Raw genomic sequence first — 24,641 nt, 5'->3', positions numbered from 1 at the left:
CACCACGCCAACGGCAGGGCCAACGCATGAGCGAGAGTTTCCTGTTCTACGACCTGGAAACCTTCGGCACCGATCCCCGCCGGACCCGCATCGCCCAGTTCGCGGCGATCCGCACCACCCCCGACCTGGAGGAGATCGAGGCGCCCATCGACCTCAAGGTCCAGCCCGCCGATGACCTGCTGCCCTCGCCCGCTGCCAGCCTGGTCACCGGCCTGACCCCGCAGGCACTGCTGAGCGATGGCGTCAACGAGGCGACGGCCTTCGCCCGCATTGCCGAGGAAATGGGCCGGCCCGGCACCTGCAGCGCCGGCTACAACTCGCTGCGCTTCGATGACGAATTCATCCGCTACGGGCTGTACCGGAATTTCTTCGACCCCTACGAGCGCGAATGGCGCGGCGGCAACTCGCGCTGGGACCTGCTGGACGCCCTGCGCCTGATGCACGCCCTGCGGCCGGAGGGCATCGTCTGGCGCACCCGCGACGACGGCCAGGGCACCAGCTTCCGGTTGGAGCACCTTGCCGAGGACAACGACCTGCGCCAGGGCATGGCCCACGAGGCGCTGAGCGACGTGCGCGCCCTCATCGGCGTGGCCCGGCTGTTCAAGCGGGCGCAGCCGGGGCTGTGGAACTACGCGCTGCGCCTGCGCGACAAGCGCTTCGCCGCCTCGCTGCTGGACACCGTGGCGATGGCGCCGCTGCTGCACGTGTCGCAACGCTACCCGGCCGCCCGCCTGTGCGCGGCGCCGGTACTGCCGCTGGCCCGGCATCCGCGGATCGACGCGCGGGTGGTGGTGTTCGACCTTACGGCCGATCCCGAGCCCCTGCTGGCGCTGGACGCGGAGGCGATCGCGGCGCGCCTGTACGTGCGGCAGCAGGACCTTCCGGAAGGCGAGGCACGCATTCCTCTGAAAGAGGTCCACACCAACAAATGCCCGGCGCTGGTGCGCTGGGACCACCTGCGCGGCGCCGATTTCGCCCGTCTGGGGATCGACGTCGCCCGCGCCGAGGCCCATGCCGCGCGCCTGCGCGAGGCCGGCCCGGCGCTGGCGGAGAAGATCCGCCGGGTCTACGCGCAGGACAGGCCGGCCGCCCCGGCCGACCCGGATGCCGCGCTGTACGACGGCTTCATCGGCGACGGCGACAAGCGCCTGTTCGCGCAGGTGCGCGGCACGCCGCCGCATCTGTTGGCCGGCGCCACCTTCGCCTTCCGCGATCCGCGCCTGCCGGAACTGTTGTTCCGCTACCGCGCCCGCAACTGGCCCGACAGCCTGCTGCCCTCCGAACGCAGCAGGTGGGATGCCTACCGTGCGCGGCGCCTGCTGACCGATGCCGGGCTGTCGGAACTCACTCTGGCGCAGTACCGGGAGGAGATCGCCCGCCTGCGCACGACGCACGCCGACGCCCCCGCCACGCTGGCCCTGCTTGACCAGCTGGCGGCCTGGGGCGACCACATCACTGCAGGCTTGGGCGGCTGACCGACTAGACTGGCGCAGGATTTCCGGAGGAATCACCGTGTCGAAGAAAGCCAAGTGGAGCCTGTGGATTGCGTGCTGCCTGCTGCTGGTGCTGGTTGGCTACGTGGCCGCCGGTCCGTATCTGGCCATCAACGGACTCCGCCGCACGGTGGCCAGCGGCCAGTACGATGAGCTCTGGCGCTTCGTGGACTACCAGCGTCTGCGCGAGAGCCTGCGGCCACAGCTGCAGGAACGGATCGCCGAAGGCATGATCCAGCGGGTGGGTGGCCAACAGAGCGCTCGGACCATCGGCCAGGTGACCGCCCTGATTGCCCAGCCCGTCATCGACACCATGGTGTCGCCGCAGGGCATCGCCACCCTGCTGACCGGCAGCGCGCTGGCGCAGCGGGTGCACCCCAGGGCAGGCAAGGACGGCCGGCCGCCGCTGAATGATCCCTTGGCCGATGCGCAGACGCGCTTCGAATCCCCTTCGCTGTTCACCGCCACGGTGCCGAATGCCGAAGGCAGGCCGGTGGTATTCGAATTCCGCCGCGACGGCCTGACCTGGAAGCTGGCGGGGCTGCGCCTGCCGGAATAACGGCAAGCATCAGCCCGACGGTGGATTGGCCACACCGTGCGGCACGTGGCCGGCGGCGACGTGACGCCGCGCGGAATCGATATTGTGCGGCGAGTCGTCGAAGAAGATGTCGGCGCCGAACGCTTCCAGGAACGGCCCTTTGTCACGCCCGCCCAGGAACAGCGCCTCGTCCAGACGCACGCCCCATTCGCGCAGCGTGCGGATCACCCGCTCGTGCGCGGGCGCCGAGCGCGCGGTGACCAACGCGGTGCGGATCGGCGCGTCCTGCCCCGGCGGGAATGCCGCCTGCAAATCGTGCAGGGCCGCCAGGAAGCCGCGGAACGGCCCACCGGACAACGGCTCGCGGGCGCGCTCGCGCTCGTGCTGGCCGAACGCTTCCACGCCCTGCTCCCGCGACACGCGTTCGCTCTCATCGCCGAAGATCACCGCATCGCCGTCGAAGGCGATGCGCAACTGGTGCGGATGGCGCGGCTCGCTGGCCCGCTCCGGCAGGATGGTGGCCGCGGCCACGCCCGCCTCCAGCGCCCGCCGCACCGAGTCCGGATTGGCCGACAGGAACAGCTGGGCCCCGAACGGCTTGATGTAGGGCCACACCGGCGCGCCGGCGGTAAACGTGGCGCGGCGGATGTCCAGCCCGTAGTGCTGGATGGAGTTGAACACGCGCAGCCCGGTATCGGCGGAGTTGCGCGAGAGCAGGATCACTTCCACCCGCGGCGCGGCCGGTGCCCCCTGGTTGAGCGCCAGCAGCTTGCGCACCAGCGGGAACGCGATGCCCGGCGGCAGCACGTCGTCCTCGCGCTGGCGCTGGAACTCGGCGAAGGCCTGGATGCCTTCGCGCTCGAACAGCGCATGGCTGTCCTCCATATGGAACAGCGCCCGCGCGGTGATTGCCACCACCAGCGGCGGCACCCTCCGGTCCGGCGCATGGGCGGTCAAGTCAGTCATCGGCATCCCGCTGGAAAACCGCACGTTGCGGCTGGTGGAGGGCAAAGCCTTGCGCATAGTCCACGCCCAAGGGGGCCAGCAGCGCCAGCAGCTCCGGGCTGGACACCCACTCCGCCACGACCAGCAGCCCTTGTTGATGGCCGATCTCGGTGACCGCGCGGATGATCGAATGCGACATGCGATCGCTGGCCATGGCCTGCACGAAGCTGCCGTCGATCTTGAGCATGTCGAGCGCAAGGTTCTTCAGATAGCCGAACGAGGACATGCCGGCCCCGAAGTCATCCAGCGCCACCCGGCAGCCCAGCGCGCGCAGGCGCGCGATCAGCGCACGGGAGGCCTCGAAGTTCCGCACCGCCACTGTCTCCGTGATCTCGAACACCAGCCGCGAAGGGTTTATGCCGTACAGCCCGACCAGGGCCTCGATGCGGTCGAACAGCGCATCATCCTCCAGGCTGGCCCCGGACAGGTTGATGGCGCAGGTGGCAAGGCGGGCACCGTCCGGATGCAGGCGATCCAGATTGCCCAGTGTGTTCTCCACCACCCAGCGGTCGATCAGCGGCATCAGGCCGTAGCGCTCGGCCGCGGGCAGGAAGGCGCCGGGCGGGACGATGGCGCCATCCTCGTCGCGCAGGCGCAACAGCACTTCGATATGCGCGCCTTGCCCGGCATTTGGCTGCAGCGGCCGCAACTCCTGGTAATCCAGCAACAGGCGGCCGTCGCGGATCGCATCGCGAATGCGGTGGGCCCACTCCATCTCGCCCAGCCTGCTGCTGATGGCCACATCATCATGCGCGTACAGGTGCACGCGGTTGCGCCCGGCTTCCTTGGCCTGGTAACAGGCGGCGTCAGCGTGGGCGAACAGCTGCTTCAGCGAGTCGGCATGGGCCAGCATCACTACCCCGATACTGGCACTGATCGAGTAACTGCGCTGCTGCCAGCTGAACGAGAATTCCTCGATGCTGCGGCGCAGCCGCTCCGCCGCTAGGAGGGCAGCCTCCGGCGAGGGCACGCCCTGCAGCAGCACGCCGAATTCGTCTCCCCCCAGCCGCCCCAGCACGTCGCCGGGACGCAACTTGTCACCCATCGTCGCGGCAAGCTGCACCAGCAGCTCGTCGCCGGCGGCATGCCCCGAGGTGTCGTTGATGAGCTTGAACTGGTCCAGATCGATGAACAGCAGCGCCCCCTGGCCGCTGCCTTCCGCCCCCAGCAGGGCCTGCGCCTTCGCCTCGAACTCACGCCGGTTGTACAGCCGGGTCAGGGAGTCGTGGCTGGCCTGGTAGCTCAGCCGCTGGGTAAGCTGGCGCTGCTCGGAGATGTCATTGGCCACCAGCAGCCACATCGGCTCGCCATCGATCTCGATGCTGCTGATCAGGAGGCTGGCCCAGAACCGCTGGCCATCGATGCCCTCCAGTTCCACCTCGAGCGACTGCAGGGGCTGTTCGCCGGCGGTCTGGTCGTGGATGGCCGCAGGGGTGTGGGTATCGCTGGCCATGCGTTCAAGCACCGGGGCATCCAGCAGATCCTGCAGGCCCGCGCTTGCGAAGCGCGCGGCCAGCCGGCGGCGGGCCGCCGCATTGCGGTAGACGATGGCGCCGTCGTCCTTGCGTGCCAGCACGACCAGGCTGGGCAGCAACTCGTTGAGGGTACGGAAGCGCTCCTCGCTGGCCCGGAATCGGCTCGCCATGGAAATGCCAAGCGCAATGGCACGTTCGCGGGTACTGACCAGCGACCATGCCAGCGCAGCCAGCAGCGCGCTGACCAGGGTGCCTGTCCACAGCACCCACTGCCAGGTGCTGGAGACCTGTTGCCGGGCATGGGCAACCACCCTCCAGGTACGCCCGCCGAAATCCAGCCGCACAGCATGGCCGGCTCCCGCGGCGCGACCTGCAAACGTGCGCGCATACAACACGTTGGCAGTGCCTCCCGTCGTGTCCTCCACCCGGATATCGGCAAGCCGCGCAGGCGCACCAGGCAGAGCCGACTCGATCAGGTCGGCGATGCGGAAGGACGCTCCGATCGAGCCGACGATCGCCTCCGCCCGCGCCTGCCGCGCAGCCGGCTTCCGTCCCTGCGCATAGACCGGCAGGCGAAGGATGATGCCATTGGCGCGCTCCCCGCCGGGCCCAGGCTGGCGCAACCTGAAAGGCTCGGACATGGCCACCTGGTCGGTATCGCGGGAACGCAGCAGCGCCTGCAGGTTCCCCGGCTGGGTGGTGACATCCAGGCCGGCGATGGCCTCGTTGCCCTCGCGCGGGACGAACATCGTGGTGATGTAGTGGTCGCCGTCGGGCAACCGGCGGCGCTCGGTGTAGGCCAGCGCCTGCAGGCTGACGTGCAGGGCCGCGCTGGACACCATGTTTTCGTAGGCGCGGGTGTACTCCTCCTGGGTCACGTCGTCCGAAGCCAGGAAGAGCAACTGGAACGACCGGATCAGATGACCGCACTGCGCCAGCTGGCCGCCTATCGCATCCGCCACCTGCGCCGTTTCCTGCTCGAACAGACGGCGGGCTTCCTGCTGCGCCCTGCGCATTTCGGAGTGCGCCAGCCAGGCCGTCAGCACCATCCCCAGCAGGAATGCCGCCAGCGCCGAGGCCCATGCGGACAGGCGCGGCCCGGCAGGCAGCCCGGTCGCGGTGGATGTCTCGGGAGCATGGCGGTCGAACGTCATCAGGCTCTTCGCATCGTCGGGAACGCGTGGTCAGGTGGCGAACTGTTCAATCAGGATGCGTTCCTCCAGGTTGTGCTCCGGGTCAAACAGCAGGGTGACACTGCGCTCGCGCGACTCGCGTACCAGCACCTCGATGACATCACGCACTTCATGCGAATCCGCGGTAGCGCTGACCGGACGCTTGTGCGGATCACGCACCCGGAAGCGCACCTCGGTGCCCGACTTCAGCACCGCGCCGCGCCAGCGCCGGGGCCGGAACGGCGCAATCGGGGTGAGCGCCACCACATTGGCGCCCAGCGGCAATATCGGCCCGTGCGCGGAAAAGTTGTAAGCGGTGCTGCCGGCAGGCGTGGCCACCATGACGCCGTCGCAGATCAGTTCGTCCAGGCGCACCTGGCCATTGAGTTCGATATGCAGATGCGCCGCCTGGCGGGTCTGGCGCAGCAGCGACACCTCGTTGTAGGCCAGCGACCCTACACTGGCGCCGGATTCGGTCTGCGCCACCATCTCCAGCGGGTGCAGAACCGCAGGCTCGGCGGCATCGATCCGTGCCAGCAGATCGTCCTCGGCGCGGTACTGGTTCATCAGAAAGCCGACCGTGCCCAGCTTCATGCCGTACACCGGCTTGCCCAGATAGCCATGGCGGTGCAGCGTCTGCAGCATGAAGCCATCGCCCCCCAGTGCCACGATGACGTCGGCCTCTTCCGGCCCATGGCGGCCATGGCGGCGCTCCAGCAACGCCAGCGCGGCGCGGGCTTCTTCCGTCGGGCTGGCAAGCAGGCAGAGACGATGCGTGGTCATGGCGCGAGGATAGCAAGAGCCCGCCGGGCGCGGTCGGCCTGGGTACCCGCAGGGATGGCCATGTGGCAAGCGGCGGATACGCGATGGGCGCCCCTCGCGGGACGCCCATCGCACTCCAACCGTGGCAGGGGAATTCAGCCGCGCTGGGCCAGCTGCGCCACCCGCTGCACCGCCACCGATGCGGTGGGATAGTCCAGGGTCTTCTGCGCTGCCAGTTCGGTGAGCATCGCCAGGGTGAAGCGCAGCGAGGCGTCATCGCGTGCCAGCCATGCCCGCACCTTGGCATCGGCATCCTTGCCCGGCACCGCAAGCACCTGCGCGGTGAGTACCCGCAACTGGGCGAACAGCTCGTCGCGCAACACGCCGCGTGCCACCGCGTGCCAGCGGCCCTCCACCTTCAGCGCCTCGATCTGCGCACGCAACCACGGCGCGTGCAGCGCATCGGCCAGGCGGAAGTACACCTTGGCCACCTCGATCGGCCGCAGCTTGCGCTCGCGCGCCAGCTCGATGATGTCGGCGCTGGACTCCAGGTAAGGCAGTGCTGCCAGCTGGTCGGCCAGCGCGGCAGGCAGGCCCTTGGCCCGCCATTCCTTGCGGCTGGCCTCATACTCCGGACGCTGTGACGGCGGCAGGATGCCTTCGCCCGAGCGGATGTCACGGAACCCGTCGTGATAGCGCTCGACCGCGGTGGTGATCGCGGGCACCGCGCCAGGACGCGACAGCAGCCACCGGGTGAAGCCGCGCTGCAGCTCCCAGATGACCTGCAGGGCATCGATCTGCACGGATTCGGGCACCTTGCCGTCCAGCGCATCGATCTGCGCCCACAGATCGCGTGCATCCAGGGTTTCGCGAGTGATGGTGTAGGCCCGCGCGATTTCGCCGATGCTGCGCCCGCTGTCTTCCTGCATCCGCAGCAGGAAGGTCGCACCCATCCGGTTGATGGTGGAGTTGGTGACCGCGGTGGCGATGATCTCGCGCTTCAGGCGATGGCCTTCCATCGCCTTGGCGTACTTCTTCTGCAGCGGCTCGGGGAAGTAGCGCACCAGCTCCTTGGAGAGGTACGGATCCTCCGGCACGTCCGACTCCAGCAGCTGCGGATAGGCCACCAGTTTGGCGTAGGACAGCAGGATGGACAGTTCAGGGCGGGTCAGGCCCTGACCGCGCAGCTTGCGCTCGGCGATCTGCGCGTCGGTGGGCAGGAACTCGATCTTGCGATCCAGCAGGCCTTGCGCCTCGAGGGTGGCGATGAAGTGCATCTTCGAGCCCAGCCGGGTGGCGCTCATGCGCTCCATCAGGCTGAGCGCCTGGTTCTGGCGGTAGTTGTCCACCAGCACCAGCTGCGCCACCTCGTCGGTCATCGCCGCCAGCAGTTTGTTGCGCTCGGCCAGCTTCAGGCGCTTCTTCTGCACCTCGCCATTCAGCAGGATCTTGATGTTCACCTCGTGGTCCGAGGTGTCCACGCCGGCGGAGTTGTCGATGAAGTCGGTGTTGAGCAACACACCACCCAGTGCCGCCTCGATGCGGCCCAGCTGGGTCATGCCCAGGTTGCCGCCCTCGCCGACCACCTTGCAACGCAGCTCCGCGCCATTGACGCGCAACGCGTTGTTGGCGCGATCACCGACATCGGCGTTGGCCTCGCTGGAGGCCTTCACGTAGGTGCCGATGCCACCGTTCCACAACAGGTCCACCGGTGCGCGCAGCGCCGCGCTGATCAGCTCGGCCGGAGTCATCGACTGGATGGCCGGGTCGATGCCGAGGGCCTCACGCGCCTGCGGGCTGATCTCGATCGACTTCAGCGAGCGGGGATACACGCCGCCGCCCTTGCTGATCAGCGATTTGTCGTAATCATCCCAGGACGAGCGCGGAAGCTTGAACAGGCGCTGGCGTTCCTTGAACGAAACCGCCGGGTCCGGGTTGGGGTCCAGGAAGATGTGGCGATGGTCGAACGCGCACACCAGCCGGATGTGCTCGGACAGCAGCATGCCGTTACCGAACACGTCGCCGGACATGTCACCGATGCCCACCACCGTAAAGTCTTCTTTCTGGCAGTCGCGGCCGAGCGCGCGGAAATGGCGCTTGACCGACTCCCATGCGCCACGCGCGGTGATGCCCATGCCTTTGTGGTCGTAGCCCACCGAGCCGCCCGAAGCGAAGGCGTCGTCCAGCCAGAAGCCATGCGCCTGGGCGATCGCATTGGCGGTATCGGAGAAGGTCGCGGTGCCCTTGTCTGCCGCCACCACCAGGTACGGATCGTCGTCGTCGTGGCGGACCACACCCACGGGCGGCAGCACCTTGCCGTCCGGCGAGAGATTGTCGGTGATGTCCAGCAGGCCGTTGATGAAGCGCTGGTAGCAGGCCACGCCCTCGTTGAACCAAGCGTCCCGATCCTGCGCCGGATCGGGGAGCTGCTTGCAGTAGAAGCCGCCCTTGCTGCCCACCGGCACGATCACCGTGTTCTTCACCATCTGCGCCTTGACCAGGCCCAGCACTTCGGTGCGGAAGTCTTCGCGCCGGTCGGACCAGCGCAGACCGCCGCGCGCCACCGGCCCGAAGCGCAGATGGATGCCCTCCACGCGCGGCCCATACACCCAGATCTCGCGGTACGGGCGCGGCTTGGGCAGATCCGGCACCCGCGCCGAATCCAGCTTGAAGCTGATGTAGTCGGCCGGGCCGCCATCCTTGCGCCGACCGTCGGGATACTGGATGTAGAAGCTGGTGCGCAGGGTGGCTTCGATGACCCCCATGAAGCTGCGCACGATGCGGTCCTCGTCGATGCTGGATACCCGGTCCAGCAGGCCGATCAGGGCCTCGCGCGCGGCCTGCTCCTGGTCGGCGCGACTGCCGGCGCGCGCTTCCAGCAGAGGCTGCAACGCCGCCAGGGTGGCCTCATTGTCGCCAGCCAGCGCGCGCAGCTGCGCCTGCAGGCGGGCCATGCCCTGCTCGATCTCGGCACGGCTTTCCTTGCCCGTGGCCGGATGGAACCGGGCCTCGAACAGCTCGACCAGCAGCCGCGCCAGCAGCGGATAGCGGGCCAGGGTGGCTTCCATGTAGTTCTGCGAGAACGGCACGCCGATTTGCAGCAGGTACTTGCAGTAGGCGCGCAGCACACTCACCTGGCGCCAGTCCAGCTTGGCCAGCAGGACCAGCCGGTTGAAACCGTCGTTTTCGGCGCCGCCGCGCAGCACTTGCTCGAACGCCTGCTCGAACGCCGCGCGCACGGCATCCACGTCCAGGGCCTCGAAGCCCACCTGGTCCTGCTGGCTGATTACCTCGAAGTCCTGGATGAACACCGATTCGTGCCCGACCTCGACCTCGAACAGACGCTCTGAGAGCACCTTCAGCCCCATGTTCTCCAGCACTGGCATCACATCGGAAAGCACCAGTGGAGCGGCATAGTGGAACACCTTGAAGCGCAGGCGATCGTGCTGGCTGGCGGGGGTGCGATACAGCTTCAAGTGCATGTCGCCGGGCTGGTGCAGACCGTCGATGTCATGCACGTCCTCGGCGGCGATTTCCGGGCTGACCTCCTCGATGTACCCCGCCGGCAGTGCGTTGCTGTAGCGGGCGGCCAGGCGCAGCCCGGCCTCCTCGCCATAACGGGCCACCAGCTGCTCGCGCAGCCCGTCGCGCCAATCCCGCACGATCGTCGCCAGCCCCGCTTCAAGCGCCGGCAGGTCGAACGTCACGTCACCGGCATCCGCGCGTGGGCGTACCACGATATGCAGCTGCGCCAGCGGAGAGTCGCCAATCTGCACGTTGGCGTCCACCCGCTCGCCCTGCAGGGCCTCCATCAGCATCGCCTCGATGCGGTGGCGCACCTGCGTGCTCATGCGGTCGCGTGGCACATAGACCAGTGCCGAATAGAAGCGGCTGTAGCGGTCGCGCCGCAGGAACAGCTTGCTGTGAATGCGCTCCTGCAACCCCAGAATGCCCATGCAGGTGCGATAGAGCTCCTCCTCGCTCGACTGGAACAGCTCCTCGCGTGGCAGCGTCTCCAGGATGTGACGCAGCGCCTTGCCGCTGTGACTGTGCGGGTCCAGCCCCGACGCCTCCATCACGTAGGCATGGCGCTGGCGGACCAGCGGGATGTCCCAGGGGCGGCGGGTATAGGCGCTGGAGGTGTACAGACCGATGAAACGGTGCTCGCCAACCGCACGCCCCTTGGCATCGAAGTCGAGCACGCCGATGTAGTCCATGTAGCCGGGGCGGTGCACGGTAGAGCGCGCATTGGTCTTGGTCAGGATCAACGCATCGCGCTCGCCCGCATGCCGCATTGCATAGGCAGCCAGCGACTTCACCGGACGCGCGCCGCCATCGTCGCCGCGCAACAAACCAAGCCCGCTGCCAGGCACGGCGCGCAGCACGTCTTCCTTGCCCTGCTTGGCGACCTCGTATTCGCGATAGCCGAAGAATGTGAAATGGTCGTCTGCAACCCAATGCAGGAATGCCTGCGCTTCCTTGCGAGCGGCCTCGTCCACCGGAAGCTTGCGGCTCTCCAGCCCCTTGGCCACTTCCAGCAGGCGGCTGCGCATCGGCTTCCAGTCAGCGACGATGGCGCGCACGTCGTCCAGCACGCCGGCAATGCGCGCCTTGATGGCGGCGATGGCATCCTGCGGCTGACGGTCGATCTCCAGGTGCATCAGCGATTCCGCCTCGCCTTCGCCCACCGCAAGCAACTTGCCTGCCTTGTCGCGACGCATGCGGATCACCGGATGGCCCAGCACGTGCACGCCGATGCCGGCATCGGCCAACGCCATGGTCACCGAATCGACCAGGAACGGCATGTCGTCGTTGACGATCTGCAGCAGGGTGTGCGCCGCATCGGCCGGGTTGAACAGGCGAATGCTGGCCCGGCCACGCTTGCGGCTGCGCGCGAACTCCAGCATGCCGACCGCCAGGGCGGCCCAGTCTGCGGCACTGCGGCTGGCGAACTCGTCTGCATCCATGCGCCGATAGAACGCGGCGGCAAATGCCTGTGCCTCGGCCTGGCCGGCCTTGCCGACGCGCTTGGCGACAGCCTGGAGAATGGGTTTGAGGTCGATGCTGCTGCCGGTATCCACGGATTTGCTCATCGGATTCATGGCCTTGGGACGGGAAACGGCCGCGCTGCGCGCGGCCGTCGGGACAGGGGTTGGTTCAGCGCAGCCCGGTTTCGGCGCGGGCGATGACCAGGCGTTGGATTTCGCTGGTGCCTTCGTAGATCTCGGTGATCTTGGCGTCGCGGAAATAGCGCTCGATCGGCATTTCCTTGGAGTAGCCCATGCCACCATGGATCTGCAATGCCTGGTGGGTGATCCACATGGCGGCTTCCGACGCAGTCAGCTTGGCCACCGAGGCTTCGGTGGTGAAGCGCTGGCCCTGCCCCTTCAGCCAGGCCGCGCGCAGCGTCAGCAGCATCGCCGCATCCAGCTTGCACTTCATGTCGGCGATCTTGGCCTGGGTCATCTGGAAGGTGCCGATGGGCTGACCGAAGGCCTTGCGGTCCTTCACGTAGGCCAGCGTGGCCTCGTAGGCTGCACGGGCGATGCCGATGGCCTGGCTGGCGATGCCGATGCGGCCGGCGTCCAGCACGCCCATGGCGATCTTGAAGCCCTGGCCCTCCTCGCCCAGCACTTCGTCGGCCTGGACCACGTAGTCGGTGAACTCGATCTCGCAGGTGGCCGAGGCGCGGATGCCCAGCTTCGGCTCGGTCTTGCCGCGGTGGAAGCCGGCGCGGTCGGTATCGATCAGGAAGGCGGTGATGCCACGCGCGCCCTTGTCCGGGTCCGTCATCGCAAACAGCACGATGTACTTGGCGACCGGGCCGGAGGTGATCCAGCTCTTCTTGCCGTTGATCACGTAGGTGCCGTCAGCCTGCTTCACCGCACGGCACCGCATCGCGGTGGCATCGGAGCCGGACTGCGGCTCGGTCAGTGCAAACGCGCCGATCTCGCGGCCCTCGGCGATGGCGCGCACGTACTTCTGCTTCTGCGCCTCGGTGCCGAAGGTCAGGATGCCGTTGCAGAACAGCGAATTGTTGACGGACAGGATGGTGCTGTGGGCGGCGTCGGCGGCCGCCACTTCGATCATTGCCAACACGTAGCTGATCGAATCCATGCCGGCGCCACCGTATTCGGCCGGCACCTCGATGCCCATCAGGCCGTTCTCGCCCAGGGCCCGGATGTTGTCGAGGGGGAACTCGCCGGTGCGGTCGTGGTGCTCGGCGCTGGGCGCGATTTTCTCGCGCGCGATGCGTCGCGCCACGTCCTGCAACATCAATTGCTCTTCGCTGAATCCGAAATCCACGACCCGCCTCTCTGCGTCTTTCCGAAGAAGCGGCATTGTAGCCCCGCGGCGCGCCGAACCGTAGCCATGCCTGGCGGCGTGGGCACTTTGCTGCCGGGACGATTCGAATCGCCGGATGCTGGTCTTTACACTGGGCGTTCCGCACGGCGGCAAAGGCAAAACGCCCAGCACTGCCCGGGCACGCCACTCGCCCCTCGACTTGACCGCGGCACACCATCGCGCCACAATTATCTTTAAATCGCGATGGAAAGATATTTATGGATCTGGAAGGCTGGTCCGCACGCCTCAAGGTGTTCGCCGACGCCACCCGCGTGCGCCTGCTGGCGCTGCTGGAAAGCGAGGAGCTGACGGTCGCGGAACTGTCCGCCATCACCCAGCTGGCGCAGCCGCGGGTGTCCACCCATCTCGCCAAACTGAAGGAAGCCGGCCTGGTCCGCGATCGCCGCGCCGGGGTGTCTGCGTACTACCGGTTCGATGACGCCGCGGTGGACTCCGCCCTGCGTACGCTGTGGCAATCCATCCGCGCCGGCAGCGACGACCCGCTGCTGCGCCAGGACGCCGAGCGCGTGCCGGCGGTGCTGGCCATGCGCGCGGCCGATCAGAACTGGGCCGACAGCGTGGCCGGCGACATGGAGCGCCACTACTCACCGGGGCGCACCTGGGAAGCGCTGGCGCGCACCGCGCTTCCGCTGCTGTGGCCCGGCGACGTGCTGGACATCGCCTCCGGCGACGGCGTGCTGGCCGAGCTGCTCAGCCCGCATGCCGACCGCTATGTCTGCATCGACTCCAGCCAGCGGGTGGTCGCGGCGGCCAGCGAACGCCTGCGCCGCTTCGACAATGTCGAAGTGCTGGAAGGCGACATGCATGCCCTGCCCTTCCCCGATGCCAGCTTCGATCTGGTGGTGCTGATGCACGCCCTGACCTATGCGGCCCGGCCCGCGCAGGCGGTGGCGGAGGCCGCACGCGTACTGCGACCGGGCGGCCGCCTGCTGCTGTCCAGCCTGGCCCGCCACGAACACCGCAGCGTGGTGCAGGCCTATGGCCATGTGAACCTCGGGTTCACCCAGAAGGAGCTGCGCAAGTTCGCCCAGAAGGCGGGGCTGACGATCGCCAATTGCGAAACGGTAACGCGCGAGCGCCGGCCGCCGCATTTCGAGGTGATCTCGCTGACCGGCGTGAAGCCGTAAGAGGCGTGCGTCGATGATCCTGCCCTGGAAAGATCCGGCCCGCGTCGCCGCGCTGGAAGCCGCGCTGGCCCGCCGCATCCTGATCCTGGACGGCGCAATGGGCACCATGATCCAGCGCCACGGGCTGGAGGAAGCCGACTACCGCGGCGAGCGCTTCGCGCAGGGTTTCGATGCCCTGGCCGCGCCCGCCGGCCATGCGCACGGCCCCGGCTGCGGCTGCACCGGGCATGACCAGCGCGGCAACAACGACCTGCTGTCGCTGACACGCCCGGACATCATCCGCGGCATCCATCGCGCCTACCTCGAGGCCGGTGCGGACCTGCTGGAAACCAACACCTTCAACTCGACGTCCATCTCCCTGGCGGATTACCGCCTGCAGCACCTGGTCCGCGAGCTGAATCGCGAGGGTGCGCGGCTGGCGCGCCTCGAATGCGATGCCGCCGAGGCCCGCGCCCCCGGCCATCCGCGCTTCGTGGTCGGCGTGCTGGGCCCGACCAGCCGCACCGCCTCGCTGTCGCCGGACGTCAATCGCCCGGGCTTCCGCGCAACCAACTTCGACGCATTAGCCGACGCCTATCGCGACGCCGCACGCGGCCTCGCCGAGGGCGGCGCGGACATCCTGATGGTGGAAACCGTGTTCGACACACTGAACGCGAAGGCCGCGCTGTTCGCGATCGACGAGGTGTTCGAGGAGATCGGCGCCAGGCTGCCGGTGATGATCTCCGGCACCATCACCGACGCGTCGGGACGGACGCTCTCCGGGCAGACCGCCGAGGCGTTCTGGTACTCCCTGCGGCATGCGCAGCCGCTGGCGATCGGTCTCAACTGCGCGCTGGGCGCCAAGGACCTTCGCCAGCACGTGGACGTGCTGGCGCGCATCGCGGATACCCATGTCAGCACCCACCCCAACGCCGGCTTGCCGAATGCCTTCGGCGGCTATGATGAAACGCCGGAAGACATGGCGCAGGTGCTGCGCGGTTTCGCGGCGTCGGGCCTGCTGAACATCGTCGGGGGCTGTTGCGGCACTACGCCTGAGCATATCCACGCCATCGCGGCAGCGGTGCGCGACCTGCCGCCACGCGCGGTGCCCACGCTGGACGCCATCTCCATGGAGGCGGGTGCATGACCGTCCTGCCCCGCCATACGCGGCTGTCCGGGCTGGAGCCGCTGGTCATCACGCCGGACTCCAATTTCATCAATGTTGGCGAACGCACCAACGTCACCGGCAGCGCGCAGTTCAAGAAGCTGATCCTGGAAGGCCGCTACGACGAGGCGGTGGCGGTGGCCCGCCAACAGGTGGAGAACGGTGCGCAGGTCCTCGACGTCAACATGGACGAGGGCCTGCTGGACTCGACCAAGGCCATGGTGGATTTCCTCCACCTGATTGCTGCCGAGCCCGACATCGCCCGCGTCCCGGTGATGGTGGACTCCTCCAGGTGGGAGGTGATCGAAGCCGGCCTGAAGTGCCTGCAGGGCAAGGGGATTGTCAACTCGATCTCGCTGAAGGAAGGCCAGGCCGAGTTCCTACGGCAGGCGCGGCTGGTGCGCCGCTACGGCGCGGCGGTGGTGGTGATGGCCTTCGACGAGGAAGGCCAGGCCGACACCGCGCAACGCAAGATCGAGATCAGCACGCGTGCCTATAGGCTGTTGACCCGGGAGATCGGCTTCCCGCCCGAAGACATCATCTTCGATCCCAACTGCTTCGCGATCGCCACCGGGATCGAAGAGCACAACAACTACGCAGTCGATTTCATCGAAGCCACCCGCGCGCTGCGCCGGCGCTTCCCGCACTGCCATGTTTCAGGGGGTGTCTCCAACGTCAGCTTCAGCTTCCGCGGCAACGAGCCGGTGCGGCAGGCGATCCATGCCGTGTTCCTTTACCACGCCATCCGCGCCGGCATGGACATGGGCATCGTCAACGCCGGTGCGCTGCCGATCTACGACGACCTGGACCCGCTGCTGCGCGAACGGGTGGAGGACGTGGTGCTGAACCGGCGGCCGGACGCCACCGAACGCCTGCTGGAGATCGCCGACAACTACAAGAAGAAAAAAGGCGAAAAGAAAACCGAGGACCTGGCGTGGCGCCAGCAGCCGGTTGAAGCCCGCCTGTCCCATGCATTGGTGCACGGCATCGACCAGTACGTCGAGGCCGACACCGAGGAAGCCCGCCAGGCCGCCGCCCGCCCGCTCGACGTGATCGAAGGCCCGCTGATGGCCGGGATGAACGTCGTCGGCGACCTATTCGGCGCCGGCAAGATGTTCCTGCCACAGGTGGTGAAATCGGCGCGGGTGATGAAGAAGGCGGTGGCCCATCTTCTGCCCTATATCGAAGCCGAGAAACTGCGCACCGGCGATGCCGGCAGGAACAACGGCAGGATCGTGATGGCCACGGTCAAGGGCGACGTGCACGACATCGGCAAGAACATCGTCGGCGTGGTGCTGGCTTGCAACAACTTCGAGGTCATCGATCTCGGGGTGATGGTGCCGGCACAGAAGATCCTGGACACCGCGCGCGAGGCTGGCGCGGACATGATCGGCCTGTCCGGCCTGATCACGCCGTCACTGGAAGAAATGAGCCACGTCGCGAAGGAAATGCAGCGGCAGGGCTTCACCATCCCGCTGTTGATTGGCGGCGCCACCACCTCGCGGGCGCACACCGCGCTGAAGATCGACCCGCACTACGAGGCGCCCACGATCTGGGTGAAGGACGCCTCGCGTGCGGTTGGCGTGGCGCAGTCACTGATGAGTCCTGAGCTGCGCGGCGACTTCGTGCAGGCAGCGGCCAACGACTACGCCGACGTGCGCCAGCGCCACCGCCAGCGCGGCGACGGCAAGCGGCTGGTATCGCTGGAACAGGCGCGTGCGCGGGCGTTCCGGCCGGACTGGGCCAGCTACGTCCCCCCCACGCCGCGGCAGCCCGGCGTGCACGTACTGGACGACTACCCGCTGGCGGAGCTGGTCGACTGGATCGACTGGTCGCCCTTCTTCAACGCCTGGGAACTGGCCGGCAGCTTCCCTGCGATCCTCACCGACCCGGTAGTGGGCACGCAGGCCACCGAGCTCTACCGCGACGCGCGCGCCCTGCTCGACCGCATCGTCGCGGGCAAGTGGCTGACCGCGAAAGGCGTGTTCGGCCTGTGGCCGGCCAACAGCATGGGCGATGACGTGGTGCTGCAGGCCCGCGACGGCGAGCACTGGCTGCGCTTCCTGCGCCAGCAGGCCGACAAGCCCGTTGACCGCCCCAACCTGTGCCTGGCCGACTTCATCGCACCACGCGACAGCGGCCATCAGGACTGGATCGGCGCCTTCGCGGTGACCGCCGGGCTGGGAATCGAACCCCACGTGGCGCGCTTCGAGGCGGCCCACGACGACTACAGCGCGATCCTGCTCAAGGCGCTGGCGGACCGGCTGGCCGAGGCCTTCGCCGAACGCTTGCACCAGCGCGTGCGCACCGAGTTCTGGGGCTACGCGCCCGACGAGGCGCTGGACAACGCAGCATTGGTCGCCGAGGCCTACCGCGGCATCCGACCGGCGCCCGGTTACCCGGCCTGCCCGGAGCACAGCGAGAAGCAGGTGCTGTTCGATCTGCTGGGGGCTCCCGCGTCCGCCGGCATCACGCTCACCGAGCACTTCGCCATGAGTCCGGCGGCGAGCGTGTCGGGCTACTACTTCAGCCATCCCGACAGCCGCTACTTCGTGGTCGGGCGCGTCTCGAAGGAACAGGTGGCGGACTACGCGCGGCGCAAGGGCGTGGCGCTGGCGCAGGCCGAGCGCTGGCTGTCCTCGAATCTGGACTACGACCCCGAGTAACGCCGGCCCAGGCCACCGATGGCAACGTCCGGCAGACGCCAATGCCCTGCCGGCTTTGGAGCGCCTGCCGGGCGGGTCACCACATCAGATCGTCGGGCACCTGGTACTTGGGGTCGGCGTACGGGTCGTCCGCGGCCGGCGCGTCCGGGTCGACCTTCAACGCCACCGCCGGCGCGAAGATGGCCTCCGCCTCCGCCAGTGTGGCGGCATCCACCAGTACATACCGTCCGTTCACCTGGACGACGCCAAGCGCGCCGGCATTGAGGGCCTTGAGCTGGTCGGCGGTGACGTGGACACGCTTGATCTTGCCGCCATACTCGAAATGGCGGACGTGCTCGGCATCGGCGGCATTGAGCGCCTTGCCCTGCAGGAACACTTCCAGCCGGGCCTTGGCCTCGCGGCGCAGGCGGGCTTCCTCCTGCTTCAGCCGCTCGGCCTCGATGCGCTCTTCCTTCTCTTTCTGGGCGCGGATCGCATAGGCCTTGGCCAGGTCGATGTCCTCACGGGAGCGCTGTTTCTGCTGCGTGCGCGCCGGCGGCTTACCGGACGCCGCCGGCTTGCCAGCCTGCCCGGCGTGCAGCCTGCGGGCCTCCTGCTTGGGCCGTTGGGCAGGCTTGGGGGCGTCCTTGAAACCCAGCCCCAACAGCTGGTCGCGAAGGGAATTGCTCATGGTGTCGGGTACAGATCAGTAGTGCGGAGGGGGCGGTTCGCTGGCGGCATCGCCGGTCACTGGACTAGCGGCCAGCGCTCGGCGCAGCTGGCGTAGTTCGTCCAGCGCCCAATGCAGGCGCAGGGCATTGGCGGCTTCCTCGCTGCGCGCTGCGGCCAGGGCGTCACTGAGCTCTTGCAGGGCATGCTCCTGGAACGCCAGGCGCGTTTCCAGATCCACCAACCGCTGCTCGAGTGCATTCGTCATGGTGCCTCCCGCCGCAGCGAACGACCGCGGCCGATGCCGTAATACGCCAGGCCCACCGCTTCGGGTTCCGCCGGGTCGTAAAGGTTGCGGCCGTCGAAGACCACCTTGTCGCCCAGCGACGCCGCAAGGCGGGTGAAATCCGGGCTACGGAACTGCTTCCATTCGGTCACCACCACCAGCGCATCGGCCCCCTGCAGCGCGGCTTCGGCCGAATCGCACAGCAGCAGATCCTCGCGTTCGCCAAAGATGCGGCGGCTTTCGGGCATTGCCTCGGGATCGAATGCCTGCACCCGCACTCCGGCGTCCCACAGCTGGGCCAGCAACGTGCGGCTGGACGCCTCGCGCATGTCATCGGTATTGGGCTTGAACGCCAGCCCCCAGACCGCGACGGTCTTGCCGCGCAGGGCTTCGGCCCTGCCGTAATGGCGCACCATCAACTCAAACAAATGCTGCTTCTGCGCCGCATTGACCGCCTCCACCGCGGCCAGCAGGCGCGGTTGCACGCCGTGCTGCTGGGCGGTCCGGGCCAATGCCTGCACATCCTTGGGAAAGCAGGAGCCGCCATAGCCCGCGCCCGGGTAGATGAAGTGCCAACCGATCCGTGGATCGGAGCCGATGCCCTTGCGCACCATCTCCACGTCCGCACCCACCTGCTCGGCGATGTTGGCGATTTCGTTCATGAAGCTGATCTTGGTCGCCAGCATGGCGTTGGCGGCGTACTTGGTCAGCTCCGCCGAGCGCACATCCATCGCCACGATGCGGTCGTGGTTGCGGTTGAATGGCGCATACAGGCGCTTCAGCTTCTCCAGCGCCGCAGCGCTGTCTGTCCCGATGACGATGCGATCGGGCCGCATGCAGTCCTCGACCGCGGCGCCCTCTTTCAAGAATTCCGGGTTCGACACCACGTCAAAGGCGATGTCCGTCCCGCGCGCCACCAGTTCCGCCGCGATCGTGGCGCGCACCCTGTCGGCGGTGCCCACCGGCACGGTGGACTTGTTGACCACCACCGCCGGCCGTTCGATGTGCCGGCCGATGGTGCGGGCGACCGCCAGCACGTACTGCAGGTCGGCGCTGCCGTCCTCGTCCGGTGGCGTACCCACCGCGATGAACAGTACATCGCCGTGCGCGACGCCCTCAGCCGCATCGGTGCTGAAGCGCAGCCGCCCGGCGCCGTGGTTGGCCTGCACCATCGGCGCCAGACCCGGCTCGTAGATCGGGACCACGCCGGCGTTGAGGCCATCGACCTTGGCCGCATCAATGTCGATGCAGACCACGTCATGGCCGACCTCGGCCAGGCAGGTGCCGGTGACAAGGCCAACATAGCCGGTGCCGAAAATACAGACGCGCATGGGGGTATCCGTAAGGCCAAAGAAAAAGGGGACGCATCGCAAGGATACGTCCCCCGTGTGTCGCGGAGGCTTACTTGCCGGACGGCGCCTTCACGATGTCCAGCAGCTCGACTTCGAACTCGAGCGTCTGGTTCGGGCCGATCATCGGCGGTGCCTGCTCGCCATAGGCAAGCTTGGCCGGGATCCAGAACTTGTACTTGCTGCCCACCGGCATCAGTTGCAGGCCCTCGGACCAGCCCGGAATGACGCCCTGCAGCGGCAGCACGGCCGGCTCACCGCGCTTGTAGGAGCTGTCGAACTCGGTGCCATCCAGAAGCATGCCCTTGTAATGGACCTTCACGCCATCACCGGCGCCGGGCTTGGCGCCCTTGCCCTCGGTGATGACCTGGTACTGCAGGCCCGACGCAGTGGTCACCACGCCAGGCTTCTTGCCGTTCTCGGCCAGGAACTTCTCGCCCTTCTCCGCATTGGCCTTGGCTTCTTCCATCATCTTGGCGATCTGTTTGGCCTGCATCCTCTGGCCGAACGCCTGCATGATCTGCTGCGCCTGCTCGTCATTGATCAGCGCCTTGCCGCCTTCCATCTGGGTGCGCAGGGCCTTGACCACGGTATCGACGTTCACCTCGTCCTTGATCTCGGACAGTTGCTTGCCCATCGCCATGCCGATGGTGTAGCTGACCTGCTCCTTCTCGGTGGGCAGGCCCGGATAGCCGGTCTTCTCGGAGGCAGGTTTGCCCGCTTCGGAGGCAGTGGAGGAGACGTCGACGGGCTTGTGCTCGCCCTTGCAGGCGGACAGGGCCAGCAACGCAGCGGCGGCAAGAATGGCGGGACGGACAAAAGGCTTCATCAGCAGGCAACTCCGGGGTGCGAAAAGGGAACGGCGACGGGCGCCGGCGGACACACGATCAGGTTGGACTCATTCGACGCCCAGCAGTTCCACGTCGAACACCAGGGTGGCATTGGGCGGAATATCGGTGCCCGCCCCGCTCTCACCATAGCCCAGCGCGGCGGGGATCCAGAACCGGTACTTGGCGCCGACCGGCATCATCGCCACGCCTTCGCTCCAGCCCTTGATGACCTGGTCGAGCCCGAACTCGGCGGGCTGGCCACGATCGTAGGAACTGTCGAATTTCTTGCCGTCCAGCAGGGTGCCGACGTAATGCACCTTCACCCGCTGGCCCGGCTTTGGACGCACGCCATCGCCCTGGCGCAGGATCATGTACTGCAGGCCACTGGGTGTCGTGAACACACCCTTGACGAGTTTGTTGCGGGCAAGGAATTCCTGCTCACGGCTGGACGCCGCCGCGCCCTGGGCCTTGCGCTCGGCGGCTTCCGCGGCGGCGATGCGGGCCGAAAGCGCGCTGCGGACACGGCTGGTCTCGGCAGCATCCAGCGCCGGCGTGCGCGCCGGATCGGCACCGTCCTGCAAGCCGCGCATGAACATCGGCACGTCGAACTCGCCGCGGAACCTGGTCAGCGACCGACCGATGTTGGTACCTGCCAGCAGCCCTGCCTTGGCTCGATCGATCGCTGCCGGCGGCTTGCCGGCCTTGCGCGCACCGATATTGGCCAGCAGTGTCTGCGAGATCTGACGTGCTTCCTCCGGGGCAAGTTCTGGCTTGTTGCCCGCCAGCACCATCTCCACCGCCTGGCGGAACGTTGCCAGATCCAGATCGGGCAGGCCCGGGCCGATGGAGTGCGCAACATCCTGCCCCAGCATGTAGCCCACCTTGTCGCGCTCACTGGAGAGCGACGCGGCACCCTGCGCAAGAACCGGGCTGGTCAGTACCGCAGCAACGAACAGCGCAGCAAGTGCGCGCAGGGACAACTTCGACAAGACGGTCTCCAGCATCGGGACGGCGTTAAGCGCAAGAAGGCGCCTATTGTGGTCCGCGCTGCCGCGCCCGGCAATCCTGCGGGGACACCGGTCGCATGGGGGTTCAGGCACGTCGCCCGGCAAGCCGCGGCCTATGCCATCGGTTGGGTCACAGATCGCTTGACGGGGAGATTTGCAGTGTTATAGTTGACTACAACACCGAACCCCCAGAGCAGGACGTTCACCATGAACCGCAAGCTCCACAACACCCTGACCGCCGCGCTGGCTTGCAGCATCTTGTTGACCGCCGCGCTGCTGGCCAGCGTTCCCGCCCCGCCCAATGTCCAGGCCCTGCAAGGCATGGCTGCGATGCAGGCGGATGCGGCCGGCGACTTCACCGCCGCCTCCAGCGATCTCCGCCCGGCCGCCCGCCACGCCTACCAGTCGGTGCGCATGCCGTTCTTCTCTTTCTTCCTGCCGCGGAGCTGACACATGGGTGCCGTCGAATGGAGCGATAGCGCTCCGATCTACCGCCAGCTCAAGGAGCGCGTCGTGGCCATGATGCTCGACGGGGTCCTCAAGCCGGGCGATGCGCTGCCCTCGGTCCGCCAGGTGGCGGCCGAGTACCAACTGAATCCGATCACCGTCTCGCGCGCCTACCAGGAGCTCGCGGACGAACAACTCGTCGAGAAACGAAGGGGACTGGGCATGTACGTCACGGATGGCGCCAATGCGCGCCTGCTGCAGAGCGAACGCGAGCGTTTCCTGCGCGAGGAATGGCCGCTGGTGATGGAACGCATCCAGCGCCTGGGCCTGAGCATCGAAGAACTGCTGGATCCGCAGCAGAAGTGGGGGCCGAAGTGAGTACTGCCATGACCGACTCCGTCATTTCCGCCCGCGGCCTGCGCAAGGCCTACAAAAACAAGGTCGCCCTCGACGGCACCACGTTCGAAATCCCGGCCGGCCGCATCGTCGGCCTGATCGGCCCCAACGGCGCCGGCAAGACCACCGCGCTCAAGGCGATCCTCGGCCTGATCCCCTTCGACGGCGAGCTGAAGGTGCTGGGCAAGGACCCGCGCACCCAGCGCGACGCGCTGATGAACGATGTCTGCTTCATCGCCGACGTGGCGGTGCTGCCGCGCTGGATCACGGTGGCGCAGGCCATCGAATTCGTCGCCGGGGTGCACCCGCGCTTCGATGCCGCCAAGTGCCACCGCTTCCTGGAAGGCACCCAGCTGAAGCCCGGGCTGAAGGTGCGCGAAATGTCCAAGGGCATGATCGTGCAGCTGCACCTGGCGCTGGTGATGGCCATCGACGCCAAGCTGCTGGTGCTGGACGAGCCCACCCTGGGCCTAGACATCCTCTACCGCAAGCAGTTCTACCAGCGCCTGCTGGAGGACTATTTCGACGAGGACAAGACCATCGTCGTCACCACCCACCAGGTCGAGGAGATCGAGCACATCCTCACCGACGTGATGTTCATCCGCGACGGCAAGATCGTCCTCGACGCACCGATGGAGACATTGGGCGAGCGCTACACCGAGGTCCTGGTGGACGTCGCCAAGCTCGAGGCCGCGCGCGCCCTGGGCCCCATCGATGAACGCAGCCTGCCGTTCGGCAAGACCGTGATGCTGTTCGATGGCGCCGACCGCCGCCGCCTGGACGAACTGGGCGAGACCCGCACGCCTGGCCTGGCCGACCTGTTCGTCGCCACCATGAAAGGAACCTACGCATGAACGCCACCAATGACGTCGTGGGCATGGATGCCGGCAAGTCCGCCGTGCCGCGCACCCCGCCCCACCCCACCCACAAGCTGAAGCTGCTGCTGCGCCGCGAATTCTGGGAGCACAAGGGTGGCTTCCTGTGGGCGCCGGTCTGGGCCGGCGGTATCTCCCTGGTGCTGACCTTCATGGCGCTGGTGATGGCCGAGGTCGGCCTGCGCCGGACGGTGTCCGAGCGTGGTGGTATCCAGGTGGACGGCCAGGTGGTCATCAACGGCCTCGACCTGCGCCTGCTCACCGACAAGATGACGCCCGAGGACATGCAGAAGCTGGCCGACGGGATCAGCCTGAGCACCGCCTCTGCGATGTTCTGGCCCCTGCTGGTGCTGGGCTTCGTGGTGTTCTTCTACTGCCTTGGCAGCCTGTACGACGAGCGCAAGGACCGCAGCGTGCTGTTCTGGAAGTCGCTGCCCGTGTCCGACCGCGACACCGTCCTGTCGAAGGCGGCCAGCGCGCTGCTGGTAGCGCCCGCCCTGTCGATCGCCGTGGGCATCGCCTGCATGGTCGCCTTCCTGGTCGTCATGAGCCTGTTCGTCCTGCTTCACCACGGCAACCCGTTCGCGCTGCTGTGGAGCCCGGACAACCTGCTGGCCAACGCTGGCGTGGCGATCGCGGCGATCCCGGTGTACGCGCTGTGGGCGCTGCCCAGCGTGGGCTGGCTGATGCTCTGCTCGGTGTGGTCCAAGAGCAAGCCGTTCCTGTGGGCGATCATGATCCCGGTGTTCGCGGGCGTGTTCATCAGCTGGTTCGACCTGATGCACCTGTTCAACCTCGACAGCAGCTGGTTCTGGAAGCACGTGGTGGCGCATTTGTTGGGCGGCGTGTTCCCCGGCACCTGGATCCCCGCGATGGACATGCAGGGCCTGAAGGCCGGCCACCTCGGCGACCACATGGCGATGCTGGAAGCGATCTACTCGGTGCTACGCGCGCCGCAGCTGTGGGTCGGCGTGGTCGCCGGCATCGCGATGATCGCTTCGTCCATCCGCCTGCGCCGCTGGCGCGACGACAACTGACCCGCACGCCGACCAGAA

General features: G+C 67.4%; 19 protein-coding genes. 9 read left to right on the top strand and 10 right to left on the bottom strand.

Annotated elements, in window-relative coordinates:
* Positions 1-26: 26 nt before the first annotated feature.
* A complete protein-coding gene (gene sbcB, locus ACK4SG_RS11075) occupies positions 27-1,475 on the top strand; it encodes an exodeoxyribonuclease I (RefSeq protein WP_409601811.1) in 1,449 nt (482 codons plus the stop codon).
* Between the two features lie 37 nt (positions 1,476-1,512).
* Complete coding sequence (locus ACK4SG_RS11070) at positions 1,513-2,052, top strand: DUF2939 domain-containing protein (RefSeq protein WP_409601810.1); 540 nt, start codon at positions 1,513-1,515, stop codon at positions 2,050-2,052.
* Positions 2,053-2,061: 9 nt separating this feature from the next.
* Here the strand turns inward: ACK4SG_RS11070 and ACK4SG_RS11065 are convergent, their stop codons facing one another.
* From ACK4SG_RS11065 to ACK4SG_RS11045, 5 genes are all read right to left on the bottom strand, one after another.
* Positions 2,062-2,997, bottom strand: coding sequence for a 5'-nucleotidase (locus tag ACK4SG_RS11065; RefSeq protein ID WP_409601809.1), 936 nt, complete (start codon positions 2,995-2,997; stop codon positions 2,062-2,064).
* Positions 2,990-5,665: an EAL domain-containing protein gene (locus ACK4SG_RS11060; RefSeq protein WP_409601808.1), complete on the bottom strand. Its 2,676-nt coding sequence runs from the start codon at positions 5,663-5,665 to the stop codon at positions 2,990-2,992. The genes ACK4SG_RS11065 and ACK4SG_RS11060 overlap by 8 nt, the downstream gene beginning before the upstream one ends.
* A gap of 30 nt (positions 5,666-5,695) precedes the next feature.
* Positions 5,696-6,466, bottom strand: a complete 771-nt coding sequence (locus ACK4SG_RS11055; RefSeq protein ID WP_409601807.1) for an NAD kinase — start codon at positions 6,464-6,466, stop codon at positions 5,696-5,698.
* Positions 6,467-6,600: 134 nt separating this feature from the next.
* A complete protein-coding gene (locus tag ACK4SG_RS11050) occupies positions 6,601-11,547 on the bottom strand; it encodes an NAD-glutamate dehydrogenase (protein ID WP_409601806.1) in 4,947 nt (1,648 codons plus the stop codon).
* 55 nt (positions 11,548-11,602) lie between these two features.
* Positions 11,603-12,751 carry an acyl-CoA dehydrogenase family protein gene (locus tag ACK4SG_RS11045; protein WP_409601805.1) on the bottom strand — a complete coding sequence of 383 codons (1,149 nt, stop codon included), beginning with the start codon at positions 12,749-12,751 and terminating at the stop codon, positions 11,603-11,605.
* A gap of 257 nt (positions 12,752-13,008) precedes the next feature.
* Here ACK4SG_RS11045 and ACK4SG_RS11040 point away from each other — a divergent pair, with 257 nt between their 5' ends.
* The 3 genes from ACK4SG_RS11040 to metH are packed head-to-tail and all read left to right on the top strand — an operon-like array spanning position 13,009 to position 17,748.
* Positions 13,009-13,938 (top strand): ArsR/SmtB family transcription factor, encoded by a 930-nt coding sequence (locus ACK4SG_RS11040; protein WP_409601804.1) that lies wholly within the window; start codon positions 13,009-13,011, stop codon positions 13,936-13,938.
* A gap of 13 nt (positions 13,939-13,951) precedes the next feature.
* A complete protein-coding gene (locus ACK4SG_RS11035) occupies positions 13,952-15,064 on the top strand; it encodes a homocysteine S-methyltransferase family protein (protein WP_409601803.1) in 1,113 nt (370 codons plus the stop codon).
* Positions 15,061-17,748 (top strand): methionine synthase, encoded by a 2,688-nt coding sequence (gene metH / locus ACK4SG_RS11030; RefSeq protein ID WP_409601802.1) that lies wholly within the window; start codon positions 15,061-15,063, stop codon positions 17,746-17,748. The genes ACK4SG_RS11035 and metH overlap by 4 nt, the downstream gene beginning before the upstream one ends.
* 76 nt (positions 17,749-17,824) lie before the next feature.
* Here metH and ACK4SG_RS11025 read toward each other — a convergent pair whose 3' ends face one another.
* From ACK4SG_RS11025 to ACK4SG_RS11005, 5 genes are all read right to left on the bottom strand, one after another.
* Complete coding sequence (locus ACK4SG_RS11025) at positions 17,825-18,418, bottom strand: DUF2058 domain-containing protein (RefSeq protein WP_409601801.1); 594 nt, start codon at positions 18,416-18,418, stop codon at positions 17,825-17,827.
* Positions 18,419-18,433: 15 nt separating this feature from the next.
* Positions 18,434-18,664: a SlyX family protein gene (locus ACK4SG_RS11020; protein ID WP_409601800.1), complete on the bottom strand. Its 231-nt coding sequence runs from the start codon at positions 18,662-18,664 to the stop codon at positions 18,434-18,436.
* On the bottom strand, positions 18,661-20,013 hold the full coding sequence (locus ACK4SG_RS11015; protein WP_409601799.1) for a UDP-glucose dehydrogenase family protein: 1,353 nt from the start codon (positions 20,011-20,013) through the stop codon (positions 18,661-18,663). Before ACK4SG_RS11015 ends, ACK4SG_RS11020 begins: the two co-directional genes overlap by 4 nt.
* A 70-nt stretch (positions 20,014-20,083) precedes the next feature.
* Positions 20,084-20,860: an FKBP-type peptidyl-prolyl cis-trans isomerase gene (locus ACK4SG_RS11010; protein WP_409601798.1), complete on the bottom strand. Its 777-nt coding sequence runs from the start codon at positions 20,858-20,860 to the stop codon at positions 20,084-20,086.
* Between the two features lie 69 nt (positions 20,861-20,929).
* A complete protein-coding gene (locus tag ACK4SG_RS11005) occupies positions 20,930-21,850 on the bottom strand; it encodes an FKBP-type peptidyl-prolyl cis-trans isomerase (protein ID WP_409601797.1) in 921 nt (306 codons plus the stop codon).
* A gap of 225 nt (positions 21,851-22,075) precedes the next feature.
* Here ACK4SG_RS11005 and ACK4SG_RS11000 point away from each other — a divergent pair, with 225 nt between their 5' ends.
* Genes ACK4SG_RS11000 through ACK4SG_RS10985 form a run of 4 tightly spaced genes read left to right on the top strand, consistent with a single transcriptional unit; the run spans position 22,076 to position 24,623 of the window.
* Entirely contained in the window at positions 22,076-22,318 is a 243-nt protein-coding gene (locus ACK4SG_RS11000; RefSeq protein WP_409601796.1) for a hypothetical protein, read from the top strand.
* Between the two features lie 3 nt (positions 22,319-22,321).
* Positions 22,322-22,693 carry a GntR family transcriptional regulator gene (locus tag ACK4SG_RS10995; protein WP_409601795.1) on the top strand — a complete coding sequence of 124 codons (372 nt, stop codon included), beginning with the start codon at positions 22,322-22,324 and terminating at the stop codon, positions 22,691-22,693.
* Positions 22,694-22,701: 8 nt separating this feature from the next.
* Positions 22,702-23,565 carry an ABC transporter ATP-binding protein gene (locus tag ACK4SG_RS10990; protein ID WP_409601794.1) on the top strand — a complete coding sequence of 288 codons (864 nt, stop codon included), beginning with the start codon at positions 22,702-22,704 and terminating at the stop codon, positions 23,563-23,565.
* Positions 23,562-24,623 carry a hypothetical protein gene (locus tag ACK4SG_RS10985; protein ID WP_409601793.1) on the top strand — a complete coding sequence of 354 codons (1,062 nt, stop codon included), beginning with the start codon at positions 23,562-23,564 and terminating at the stop codon, positions 24,621-24,623. The genes ACK4SG_RS10990 and ACK4SG_RS10985 overlap by 4 nt, the downstream gene beginning before the upstream one ends.
* Positions 24,624-24,641: the final 18 nt, after the last annotated feature.

Origin of the sequence: Thermomonas sp., from assembly GCF_046293095.1 — a bacterium.
Lineage (GTDB): Bacteria > Pseudomonadota > Gammaproteobacteria > Xanthomonadales > Xanthomonadaceae > Thermomonas.
This window is presented reverse-complemented; position numbering and strand designations above follow the sequence as displayed.